This window comes from Alkalicoccobacillus plakortidis, from assembly GCF_023703085.1.
Classification (GTDB): Bacteria; Bacillota; Bacilli; order Bacillales; family Bacillaceae_D; genus Alkalicoccobacillus; species Alkalicoccobacillus plakortidis.
Window position 1 is genome coordinate 377,486 of record NZ_JAMQJY010000003.1, and the last position, 11,964, is coordinate 389,449.

14 protein-coding genes and 1 other annotated feature are annotated in these 11,964 nt (G+C 37.8%); of the genes, 4 read left to right on the forward strand and 10 right to left on the reverse strand.

All coding sequences use genetic code 11. The annotated features are described in order from the left end of the window. The 5 genes from NDM98_RS19345 to NDM98_RS19365 form a co-directional block, all read right to left on the reverse strand. On the reverse strand, positions 1-876 hold the full coding sequence (locus tag NDM98_RS19345; RefSeq protein WP_251611099.1) for a carbohydrate ABC transporter permease: 876 nt from the start codon (positions 874-876) through the stop codon (positions 1-3). 59 nt (positions 877-935) lie between these two features. After that, positions 936-2,195: an extracellular solute-binding protein gene (locus tag NDM98_RS19350; protein ID WP_251611100.1), complete on the reverse strand. Its 1,260-nt coding sequence runs from the start codon at positions 2,193-2,195 to the stop codon at positions 936-938. A gap of 514 nt (positions 2,196-2,709) precedes the next feature. After that, positions 2,710-3,042, reverse strand: coding sequence for a lipocalin-like domain-containing protein (locus NDM98_RS19355; RefSeq protein WP_251611101.1), 333 nt, complete (start codon positions 3,040-3,042; stop codon positions 2,710-2,712). Further along, on the reverse strand, positions 2,990-3,514 hold the full coding sequence (locus NDM98_RS19360) for a family 43 glycosylhydrolase (protein WP_251611102.1): 525 nt from the start codon (positions 3,512-3,514) through the stop codon (positions 2,990-2,992). Before NDM98_RS19360 ends, NDM98_RS19355 begins: the two co-directional genes overlap by 53 nt. A gap of 29 nt (positions 3,515-3,543) precedes the next feature. Next, positions 3,544-4,356 (reverse strand): glycoside hydrolase family protein, encoded by an 813-nt coding sequence (locus NDM98_RS19365; protein WP_251611103.1) that lies wholly within the window; start codon positions 4,354-4,356, stop codon positions 3,544-3,546. A gap of 160 nt (positions 4,357-4,516) precedes the next feature. Here NDM98_RS19365 and NDM98_RS19370 point away from each other — a divergent pair, with 160 nt between their 5' ends. Further along, positions 4,517-5,947, forward strand: a complete 1,431-nt coding sequence (locus tag NDM98_RS19370; RefSeq protein WP_251611104.1) for a YcdB/YcdC domain-containing protein — start codon at positions 4,517-4,519, stop codon at positions 5,945-5,947. Between the two features lie 67 nt (positions 5,948-6,014). On the opposite strand, the gene NDM98_RS19375 is transcribed toward NDM98_RS19370, so the two are convergent. From NDM98_RS19375 to NDM98_RS19385, 3 genes are all read right to left on the reverse strand, one after another. After that, the gene (locus NDM98_RS19375) at positions 6,015-7,232 is read right to left on the reverse strand and encodes an MFS transporter (RefSeq protein ID WP_251611105.1); all 1,218 of its coding nucleotides are present in this window, start codon (positions 7,230-7,232) and stop codon (positions 6,015-6,017) included. A 66-nt stretch (positions 7,233-7,298) separates the two neighbouring features. Continuing rightward, positions 7,299-7,559 (reverse strand) — a binding site (T-box leader). Between the two features lie 48 nt (positions 7,560-7,607). Further along, positions 7,608-7,814: a hypothetical protein gene (locus NDM98_RS19380; protein ID WP_251611107.1), complete on the reverse strand. Its 207-nt coding sequence runs from the start codon at positions 7,812-7,814 to the stop codon at positions 7,608-7,610. Positions 7,815-7,871: 57 nt separating this feature from the next. After that, positions 7,872-8,033, reverse strand: coding sequence for a hypothetical protein (locus NDM98_RS19385; RefSeq protein ID WP_251611109.1), 162 nt, complete (start codon positions 8,031-8,033; stop codon positions 7,872-7,874). A 146-nt stretch (positions 8,034-8,179) separates the two neighbouring features. On the opposite strand from NDM98_RS19385, the gene NDM98_RS19390 reads away from it, so the two are divergent. Together NDM98_RS19390 and NDM98_RS19395 are read left to right on the forward strand one after the other, a co-directional pair. Further along, positions 8,180-8,536: a DUF2200 domain-containing protein gene (locus NDM98_RS19390; RefSeq protein ID WP_251611111.1), complete on the forward strand. Its 357-nt coding sequence runs from the start codon at positions 8,180-8,182 to the stop codon at positions 8,534-8,536. 94 nt (positions 8,537-8,630) lie between these two features. Next, positions 8,631-9,062: a PH domain-containing protein gene (locus NDM98_RS19395; RefSeq protein ID WP_251611113.1), complete on the forward strand. Its 432-nt coding sequence runs from the start codon at positions 8,631-8,633 to the stop codon at positions 9,060-9,062. Between the two features lie 127 nt (positions 9,063-9,189). Here NDM98_RS19395 and NDM98_RS19400 read toward each other — a convergent pair whose 3' ends face one another. Together NDM98_RS19400 and NDM98_RS19405 are read right to left on the reverse strand one after the other, a co-directional pair. After that, positions 9,190-10,080, reverse strand: coding sequence for a sugar phosphate isomerase/epimerase family protein (locus NDM98_RS19400; protein ID WP_251611115.1), 891 nt, complete (start codon positions 10,078-10,080; stop codon positions 9,190-9,192). Then, a complete protein-coding gene (locus tag NDM98_RS19405) occupies positions 10,046-10,855 on the reverse strand; it encodes a phytanoyl-CoA dioxygenase family protein (protein ID WP_251611117.1) in 810 nt (269 codons plus the stop codon). The genes NDM98_RS19400 and NDM98_RS19405 overlap by 35 nt, the downstream gene beginning before the upstream one ends. A 325-nt stretch (positions 10,856-11,180) precedes the next feature. Here NDM98_RS19405 and NDM98_RS19410 point away from each other — a divergent pair, with 325 nt between their 5' ends. Then, complete coding sequence (locus NDM98_RS19410; RefSeq protein ID WP_251611118.1) at positions 11,181-11,798, forward strand: helix-turn-helix domain-containing protein; 618 nt, start codon at positions 11,181-11,183, stop codon at positions 11,796-11,798. Positions 11,799-11,964: the final 166 nt, after the last annotated feature.

An 11,964-nucleotide genomic window follows, 5' to 3' on the forward strand; every position in this document is an offset into this window, starting at 1 on the left:
CTATACAGCATTTCGATTCATTAAGTAATATTGAATAGCTGAGATTACTAGAATGACCAAACCTAACATGACGGCCATGGCCGATGCCATGCCTGCTATGGATTGACCATGACTAAAGGCTAAATCACGAATATACATCATAAGAACCGTTGTACTTTGTTGAGGTCCTCCACTTGTCATCATAAGAGGCTGAGCAAAGACATTAAAGGAACCAGCTGTTGTCATAACAAGTGTAAAGATTAAAGGAAAGCGTATTGAAGGTAAGGTTATATTTAAAAACTTTCTAAAAGAACCGGCCCCATCAATTTCTGCAGACTCATATAGATCAGGTGAAACACCGTTTATGGATGCACGATAGATAATCATATTTCCACCAATTCCTGCCCATATCGTAATCGCAATAATCGTAATCCATGCATACGGTTGAGTAGATGCCCATACTGCCTCTGATCCAAATAAATTATTAACAACCCCAAGCTGCTTATTAAAGATAAGTGACCAGATAAGTGACGCAGCTGAAATTGAGATGAGACCAGGGATATAAAGCAGCGTTTGAAATAAATTCTTGAATTTAACTTCCTTATGCTCTAATGCAACTGCGATTAAAAGCGGAATGATAATCATAAGTGGCACGGATATAAGCACAAATAGAAATGTATTCTTCATACCATTGTAAAATTGATGGTAAAAAGTAGAATCCTCATTAAATAAAATCGTACGGTAATTATCTAGTCCGACCCAAACTGGATCTCCAACCAGATTCCACTTAGTAAAAGATGCGTAAATCCCGAAAATAGTTGGCAATAAGATGAAAACTAGAAACAACACAATATGAGGGCCAACAAAGAATATAGGACTAAAGTTAATTTTTTTCATTCCCGATTTTGACACTCCTTTATATAGAGCAATGCGCGACTAAGCACATTGCTCATTTTCTATTCTTCTGTGTCTTCCTCCACTACGTTTTCTAAGTCTAAAGCACCCTCTTGAATTTTATCTTCAACAAAACGTTGCATCTCTGCTAAGCCCTCATCAATGTCGATCTCTCCATGTGCAATATCAGCAGAGTACATATCTAGAGCCTCCGCTACATATGGGTAGTGGCGATACGTATATATGTGTAATGAATCTGTTTGCTCTTCTGAAGAAGTGAAAAACGATTGCGGATATTCTTTGTACTCAGGGCTTTCTACCACATCAACACTTGCAACAATTTGACCAGCCTCAGCCCATTCAATCGAATGCTCTCTCATAAATTCTAAAAATGCCGCAATACCTACTTCTTTTTCGTCAGTTCTTTCATCTGTATCTAGTAACGCGAACAGATGAGAAGAGGCTCGGTTATGGAAGGTTGTTGGTTCAAAAGCATAGACATTAGTCACTCCGTAGTTCAAATTTTCGACTTGTGAATGTCCTATAGAGCTCCATGTTCCATCAGTAGAAAACAGAACGTTTCCAGATTGAAACATTAAATATCCGTCTTCCCCGTATGGAGTCATTATGCCCGCGTCAGATAACTCCTTAATTGCTTCAAAAGATTGCTTCATTTCAGGAGTATTAACGGTAGGATTACCAGCCTCATCTTCAATCTCTCCTCCAAGATTCTGAATCTGAGCTAAGATAACCCAGCTTAATAAGGAGTCATTTAGCACATAATCTCCCTCGTCCAATTGACCTTGTAATGACAGCATTTCTTCAAACGTTACAACGTCATCATCTAAGAAATCTTCAACTCCATATTTTGCAAGCAAATCCTCGTTATAGTACATAGCACTCCCGTGGATATCCAACGGGATCGTATATTGTGTTCCGTCAACGTCACCTGATGTCCATGCTTCTGTTAAATAGTTCTCTTCTTTTAGCTCCGGCTGCAGAGCCATAATTTCAGTCATAGGCTCAAGCAAGTCTTGATCGACAAAGTTTGGTACCCGATCTGCATGAATAATAGATAGATCAGGAATTCCTCTGCCAGAGTTTAATACGGTATACATTTTTGTATACATATCAGACGTTATAACATGATTAACTTTATACTCTGGATCTGAGTCGTTATACTGCTTCACTAACTCGTCCATATTTGCCCCATCATCCCCGGTTAATGGTGTCCAAAATTCAATCGTATACTCATCATTTCCACAAGCCACTAGCATTACTGACAAACCCAGAAGAACAGACAGTCCTTTTAACCTCTTCATCTTTACTCCCCCTAGTTTCAAATATGGTAACGCTTTCATATAAAAGAAATAAAAATACTTCTTTTATTCTATTAAATATCTTTCTTTTTATACGCACATATTAATGAATTAATAAGTTTTTATTTAATTTGTACGTATAACTTATTCAAATAGATTATAACTACTGTTCAAATGATTAGCAACAGCTTTTTTGGTTAATTGTAGTAATTTTTTTCGACATTTTCATGAAAAATGCCGCTGAGTCATGACTAAAAGTAGGGCTAGAAATGAAGAATAATAAGTAATGAGATGTATTTCACCGCTGCAGGAGAATCCTACGCATTCGTCGGCACGACCTCAGCCTCCTCCGTGGAAATCCACACTCCACAGTCGGTCTGCCACGTGCTGGTCATCCAGGAGTCTTCAGAATCTCCTTTCACTATTTTTCTTATAAAAACAAACGATGAACGTTCCTGATTAAGGAATGTTCATCATTTTGGTTTGTCTATCTACTTTTATCCCAGTCTCATTTTACTTATTTTTTGGTTCCCCATAACGCTTCTCCATCTAAGGACATTAACGTAAAGGTAATGACGTATCTACCTTCATTTGGGTTATATTGATTTAAAAATACACCTTCAAATGTCTGTCCATCCATTTCTAATTCAGCTCGATTGTGACCCATTCGTTTCCACTTTCCACTCATATCGCCCGAAATTTTATTATTTTTCTCTAAAACGATGTTCTTGGGCATGTTAATTTCTGCAGTTATTTCTGATCCATGATCAATAACTTCATAATCACCAATAACATCTTTACGTTCTACCCTTTCTGTAATTTCTCCGGCATGTCGGTATGGCGCTACCATAGGCCAAGCCTTCTTGATTCATAAATAGTTGGTGAATCCGAAGCTCATGCATTTCTCCACTTTCAGGGAACCGAGTGTGAAATACAACAAATCTGTTGCCAGAGTCTGGGTCTACATATACTGAGTTATGACCTGGTGATACGTAACCAGAACTCGGATTTCCCTCTTCAAAGAGAAAATTCCCCATTATCTTATTTCCGAATCCTTCGTGATCACGACTATCTACTTTGTTTCGTACTGTCCCGTCATCTAACGAATCAGGAAAAACAGCAGCTTGACCTGCTCCATCTTCATATGGACCCACAGGTGATGTTGACCTGAATGTCCTCATCTGATAGCCGCCAGTCGAGCTTAGCCCTCCATATGTTGTGAAGAGGTAATAGTATTGTTCCTCTTCATCGTAATAAACGTATGGACCTTCAACAGAATGTCCATATCCTCCAAGCAATCTTTGTTCCAAAATACCGATCAATCATTCTCCCATCCTCTGTTACTCCATCCTCACCAGGATAGAGGCTGGCCAGTTGCAGGGTCTACTTCTAAAATAAATATTCCTCCTGCCCAGGAACCATAAGTCATCCATAGGTCTCCAGATTCATCAAAAAACAAATTAGCATCAATTGAATTAGTGAAAAGACGATAGTTGTAGCGCCCATCATCAGTGAACCATTCAGGGTTAGGCTCCTCCATTACACCTTCGTGAATTAAGTCAGAGATATTCGTATTTGCCCAATTTTTATTCACATCACTATTCTGGTCATAAGCATCATGATCATAAAATCCGGAATACATCACTGTATCCACATACTCAAATGGTCCTTCCATATCTTTAGAAACGGCGTAACCTATTGCAGAACGAATATAAGTCGAGGAAACACTGTAATAAATCATATAAGCACCTTCAGTTCCGTCCTCATGAACATAATGCTCATTCCAAATAACCTCAGGTGCCCACACGGCATACCCACCTCGACTATCTGCATCATCCTCTCCAGCCCACAAAAAAGACTCGGCCAAATTCTCTGAGAGATCACCGTAGATTGTGTTACCAGGAGTCGTGTATCCATTCGTATAATTCTCCCAATTAATGAGGTCGCTCGACTTAGCCCCATCTATATGAGAGCCTATTACATAGTACATATCCCCTTCTTTAACAATAGACGGGTCATGTACAGTAGCATTTTGAAATTCTTTTGCTTCCTCTTTTACATGATCATTCATCTTAGCCCCCACACTTTCGATGTACAAACCCAACGACAATAAACAAATCAACAATGTACAAACAATCCAACCTCTTTTTTGAGACAGTTTCATTGTTTTAACTCCCTTCACCGGTTTATGGAAACGCTTTCATATATATGCTATCATCACTAGCATATACGTACAACTACTAAAGTGATTTAAAATATACTCTTCCATTTTTAATGGTATTATATAGTTAAAAGTTAAAATAAGTATTTTCAAGGGGAATATTATGAGAAAAATCCAAAACTCATTACAGACATTTTTACCAATACAAGTTACATGCAATGCATCAGATTGGCAAGAAAACGGGTTTGAATTAACGGATCATCAAACAGGAGAAGAGATTGGCGCTTTTACTATTAACGACAAAGGAGAGTTAACAAATTTCGAGAGATTTTTGGAGCATACTTCAAAAGGTTCTCTAAAGAAGGAAGAATTACTAATAATAGCGGATCGCTTTATAGACACCTTTTACCCCAACCGAGGTAAGGTAGAACTTTCATCCATCTTGGAATTAGATGACCAATATATGATCGTCTATGATGAGAGAGATGAAAGGTATGGTCTATTTCTACATAACACAGGTTTTACTATAACAATTACACCGTCTGGGGAAATCACTTCTTTTAACGAAAATCGATCGGAGTATAAAGTAACGTACCCTGAAATGACTGTTACTGAGAAGGATGCTCTTGAGACCTATATGAAAACCCTAGATTTTGAACTCATTATACAAAAACTCGATCGAGAGACTTATAGAAATGGAGATAATCAGTACCATCTCACATACCATGTCATGGATTATATAATTGATATTCCTGTTAATGGTTTAGAACCGGTTAGTATCAGGGAGGAACACTTATTAGAACCTGAATTACTAAAGTCGAGACCTCAGACAAACCACACGATTTATGAACTTATTGGCATACACCCTGACTACATGCTAATAGATTCAAAAGTCTCAGAAGGAAAGCGCATTGAGATTTGGGCAAAAGACAAACCACTACACTCATACTCATTTGACATAGAAGAACTCGAAGAAGATGCGCTTGTTAAGCTAGCCTTTGATGACGCCTTAGGAACACTCACAGAAGCTTCGTTCCCAGAAGAACTAGATGTGAATGAAAAGAATGATATAGGAATCGAACGCTCTTTAGATATAGCTCTAAACATTATTAATAAAGTACATCCAAATGCACTAGAACATTTAAAACTAGAAACATTAGAGGATGATGAGATAGATGATTACTCGGAATCAGAAGACGATGATGAATATTTTCAAGAGGTAGAACCAACTAGGACTTTTCATTTTCACTACTTTCACAACGGCGTAAGAGTAGACCAACATGTGTCGTATGTTAACATAAGTAGACGTAGTGGAAAAGTTGTTTCTCTCTCTTTAGGTCTACCATCTGAAGAAACGTTAAATGGTTTACCAAAAGTCGCTGAACTCTCATTAGAAGAAGCTACATCCATTTACAAACAATACTTAAAAATGGAACTGTCCTTTGTTTGTGAATGTGGTGAAGATGAAGAGATGATCTATTCCCTTTCCTATCTGCCTTCATTTCCAAAAACAGAAGGACACGTTAGATCAATAGAAGCTGTTACTGGTGAAGCTATGTATATGGATGTGGGAGATGCTTTGTTTCAAAGATAAATAGACTGTTTTTCATATACTTAATGAGGTACCCTAGAAGACACTATTGTCCTCTAGGGTACTCTTTTTAAACAGAACTCTCACTACTAAAATAACTCCTCCGCTCTCTTTTCATTACAACTACATACAGCATAATTCCAAGTAAAAGAAAGCCTCCAGAACTTATCAAGCCAACTGGACGAATAGCTGTGAGTTCTGCCGCTCCACCCACCAAAATGATAAAGACGATAATGAGTGCAGATTCTATGATGTCAAATATACTGCTAAATCGGCCCATCATCTTAACAGGCACTTGATTTTGGTAGAACGTCAGAAAACCCGTATTTGTAAATATGCATGCAAAGCCCATGATGAACATACCTATCGCAGCGCTATAATAGTTTATCGAGCTATAATAAATGAGATAACCTATTGCACAAAATACCGTACCAAAGCCCATTAGGAAATTTAAAGCCAGTTGTTTTGAAAAGACAGAATTAATGATGGTACCTAGGATAATTCCCCCTCCAAAAATGCTTAATAGAAAGCCGTAATTCGTATCAGACATGAATAAAACATCTTTTGCAAAGACAGCTTCTATTGAATCAATTGCGGTCATAAAAACGACTGTTCCACAAAATAATAGATAGACCTTCACCACATAAGTGGACTTTCGACTGAACCTGAGGACTACACGAAAATCATCTTTGATCATTCTCCAGGTAATTCGTTCTTCTATTTCGTTCCTTTTTAATGAATCAACATTAGGTAAGAGTAGAATAACAAGTGAAGATAGGAGAAGAGCGACCGCATTTACATGAATCGCTGTGTACGGCGTGCCCATCCAGAATAAAAGACCTGCAATCATAGGACCTAAAAGTGTACCAGCTGAATCGATAAACCCACGCAATGCATTAAACCGTTGCCGATCCTTCTCAGGGATCAACTTTGTCATATAAACCATTGCAGTCGGTTCAAAAATGGCCGAACCCAAATTGATGATAAAGGCCAATACATATACATACACAAGTGAAGGCATAAATGGAATCAAGGCAATACATATTGCTCTGAAGACATCTAATGCAATCATCAGCTTTCGAGAATTCATCCGATCAATAAAACTCCCCGCCCAAGCATTTGTGCAAATCGCAGCAAGCGGTCCTAATATATAAAGTATAGAAACAGCAAGCGCCGACCCCGTTTCTTTAATCACAATAAGATTCAGGGCAATTAAATACACCCACCCACCAATATTAGAGACGCCAATTCCACCTAAAAGCAATAATGGATACTTCCACCTAAACATAGACACGCCACCTTTTTATTTGAATGTGTCGATCAAATAAAAAAACTCACCCCCAAAACATATTGTTTTGGGGGCGAGTATCCGTCGCGGTGCCACCCCATTTTACCTCTTTTATCACTAAAGAAGCCTCATCAAGTACGGCATGGTCATAACCTGCGATACTCTATCTCTATAACGGGAGATCCCGTTGCACCATCATGATTACTCTCATCAATCCGATACACAGCTCCAAGACTTGTTTCAGCATAATCCCTAACCCCTCCTTCTCAGCTCCCGGAGGTCTCTGTAGATCGCTCATATGCCTACTCTTCTCTTCATTGCCTTTTATATGGAATTTTTATTTATATTACGCTGTTGTTGGTTATTTGTAAATAATTAATTTTCAATTTCATCAACTTCTTCAAAATAAATACTCTCTTCATGATTCTCCCCGCCATCTCTCCAACTCACTTTCACCCCAAATTGACCTCCATTTAAATAGACCTCCTCTAAACCGTGGTTAACATATTGGGTGACATAAACACAATTTTCATTTGCAGATGTTCCACTTCTCACTTTTCCACTATCACCAATCGTTTCCATCCTAATTGACCCTTCATAATCCCCCTCACCAATATATGTAAGTTCCACGTTCGTCGTTTAAAAATCCGGTTCAGTTGTAGGTTTAAATTCAAGCAATATCTCTCCATTCCAACTATCTGATTCCCCATGAAAATGACGATCTTCTAGCTCATCATTACTCCCACAAGCAGCTAAAAAGAGAAGCATTAGACCCCCTAAAAGATATAGAATTTTTTCCATATATTTTCACCCCTTATTTTGCATATGCCTTATTTGAAAATATTTCAAACCATTACAAATAAGAAGTCCAACAGCACTTGAAGCTCCGTGTTTCCTAACGCTTTTTCGTGATAAACTAAAGAAAAACCATATAAGTGAGGTATCACATGGCCAAACACAGAATTTATACAACCAGCTTCGCAAGTGTCTATCCCCATTACGTTACAAAAGCCGAGAAAAAAGGCCGTACTAAAGAAGAAGTCGATGAAATCATCCGTTGGTTAACGGGCTATAGCCAGGAAGAGCTAGAGACAATAATCGAAAATAAAACGGACTTTGAGACCTTTTTTGCAGAAGCATCCAACATAAATCCATCTCGAAGCTTGATCAAAGGCAAGGTTTGTGGAGTACAGGTGGAAGCCATTGAAGAAACAACAATGCGCGAAATTCGCTATCTGGATAAGCTGATCGATGAATTAGCAAAAGGAAAAAAGATGGAGAAGATTTTGCGGAAAGCAGAGTAGAATGCAGAAACACCAATTCGTTTGAGATACGAATTGGTGTTTTACGCTAATCTTAAATGACATAGAATATCTTCAATTGAAAGGATATGGATATATGAAATTCAAACCGAAAAAAGATCTACTATATGGTCTAATTTTGTTACCACTGGGTATATTTTTCATTGGTTTTGGCGCTTCATTCCCTTTTATTTTCGAAGCTAACCTTGTCTCCATTTTTGTGATAACTGGTCTGTGCATACCATTAGGCTTTTTCTTTTTATGGTGTTGGTTTGGTACATCTTATTTAATTTCAGAAGAAACGTTGGTTGTAAAACAAGGGCCATTTAGTCGATCAATTACTATCGATAAAATTGAAACAATTGAACGAAACACAATGCCTTTACTTTCAAGTACTGCGCTCTCTTTAGAAAGCTATATCATACAATACAAACCCTATCAGACGTTCATCATCGCTCCAGAAAACATCGAGGAATTTGTAGGTAAGTTGCAGGAGAAAAATAACCATATAAAATTTACACGTAAATGAATGCTGTCTCGCTCTTTTATTGTTTTAGTCGTACAATGTAAAAAACCACCCCATCGCAACTATTACGATGGGGTGTAAATATACGTTCGCATATCAATTGAATTTATGAGAGATCGAGCTTGTGTTTTTATACTTGCTTCCATAGTGATCGAGCGATCTCTGCAAACAACAAACTTTGTGACCACCTATCACTTGTTTCATTCGTGCCATTATTAGCATTTGATAATGTAATAGCATATGGTGGCGATCCTAGTTCACATATGAATGGAAACACATCCTCTGTATCACTCGCACTCTCCATCCAGTTTCGCATACCCAATAACCACCAATTTTGATACTGATCTAATAATGGACAGTTCAACTGATGAAGATCAATATTTTTTGGTTCTGGTATAGCTACTTGAATTTGCTGTCCATTTGAAATTCTAGCGTGAATACTTTTTGTTTTCGAGAGTAGAGTCTGTATCATTTGTTCAGCCTCACCCTGAATAGTAAGCATCTCACCAGCAAGAATATAATGTGAGAGATCAATAGTTAGCTTAGGATTTTGAAGACTTTGAACATATTCTACTGTTCGTATTAAATCTTGTGTAATCGTTCCACGATGTGTCTCAATGTATGCAGGAATGCCTACAGATTGAGATACTTTTTCTAAATCAGATAATAAATTTATTGCTTTCTTTCCTGTAAGAAATGGCCTCATTACCTGTACATTAACAAAGTCTACTTTACCAAATGCTTTTGCATCCTCTAAAAATACTTCCAACTCTTGAGCTGATTTAGGATATGCATTCACACTGAATGTTAGGTTATATTTTCCTAATAAACGGTGCCATTCCTCAGCTTCCTTTTCCTTTGGAAGAAATCCATTAATTCCATCGTAACCCGCTTCCGCTATAAGACGGACTTTGTCTTCAGTCCCTAACTCCTCACAGATTTGCAATCCAGTCATTCCCCACCAAGACATGATTACTTCAAGGCGCTTAGTGGACGTACGGGGAGTCATATTCAATTCCACATGGTCCTCCATCTGGATTTGCGTCCATATTTACTTCTGAACCATCTGCACGAAAAAGCGGCCGATAAGGAGATCCAATGGATGTAGCTGAACTGTTAGCGTAATGACAGATAAAAGAGCGACGGAAACGAGTTTTTGTTTTATTACGGTATGATCCGTGAATCAAATTTCCGTTGAAGAAAAGAACGTCTCCTCGATCCATAATTGCTGGAATGGGCTTTCTATCCCTAGGTGGTTTTACATAGTGAGTTGTAAATGACTCCTTGGAATCGGAGGATTCAGGGCATACAAGCTCATAATTACTTGTTTTTGGTACGACTAATAGTCCGCCGTTTTCCTGATCTGTTTGATCCATCGCAGTCCAAGCCGCAATACAGTTACCTGGTTCTACCTTCAGATAAAAATTATCTTGATGAAGCGCTTGCCCACGTGCACCAGGTGGTTTGTAGTAGAACATACTTTGTGCAGCCAATGCTTCCTCATTAAATAATTCAGATAAAATATTCAACACTGGTTTATGAAGCATAAATCGTTTGGCGGTTTCATTAAATCTATGCGGGTGCATCACTCTTGGATATCTTTTTAACGGATCCGTATTTTCTGGGTTTAAATCTGGTGTAAAATGACCAGGTATTATCTGATTACTGATCTCCTCAAATGTTTGATCAATCTCAACTAAGTCCTCTTCAGAAAATAAACCTTTAATAATAACAAATCCTTCAGTTTCAAATTGATTTTTTTCTTCGCTTGTTAGGGTTATATTTTTACTAGTCATACGTATCTTTCCTCCTTTTTCTGTTATAAGCTAATTCCATTGTAGCCTCTATATCCATTAGAAAAGAATGATCGATCCTGCTGAAAACGCATACAATTATGCTGTTTTTAGTTATACTAACTACATCAAAGACTGTAAAGAAGGTAATTAGATATGAAAAACGATCCCAAGAACTTTATGATAATCGTAGGTCATTTCCATGAAAATGATAGCTATTCTACTACAAGGTTAGAGGGAATGGATGATTGGTTAATGACCTTTACTTTAGGCGGGGAAGGGTATATAAACGCCGGGGGACAAATTAAAAACTTAAGGGGTTGGTGATTTGTCATTACTAAGACCAAGAGTGCCGCATGTATACGGAACAGCTAAACAAAAGAGTTGGGAGTTTGTTTGGGTACATTTTAGTAACAGCTTTGCTGATACGAACGTATTGCCACAGGACGATCTAATCACACACCATTTTGAACAACAGGTGTTAAGGGATCGTATCTTTGATGCTTTTAAACGTATACTCTCTGATTTTCGTGAACAAGGTCACCTATGGCACGAATTGTGTTTAAGCTCGTTACGTGAAATTATTTTATTGTATTCCAAGCAGAAAAATAGCAAGTTGGATCCTCGCGTCGAGGAAGTACTTTATATCCTTGCAACACGCATGAATGAGAACATCCAAATCACAGAGTTAGGAAATAGCATAGGTCTATCTCCTTCCCGATTACAACACGTTTTCAAAGAAAATACTGGCGAGTCTATTGTAGCCACTCTTAATCGAATGAGAATTAAACAAGCAACGTACCTTCTTACCCATACAAACTTAACGGCATCTGAGGTTGCTTTTAATGTAGGCTTCCAACACTATAACCATTTCACACGTCAATTTAATAAGTATATTGGCATGTCACCCCGAGTGTTCATTCAGACAGTCCGGATGATAAACTAGTATTTGTACTAATGCACCTACATTAGCTGTTTGGTGTATATCAGATTGAGTTATTACATCTCTACTAGACGACGTGCATATCCCTTAAAAATGTTTCCATTTCATCTTTTGTTTGATTAAAATACTCATTGTGATGTCTGCCATAATTAAAAAAGCCATGTTCCAT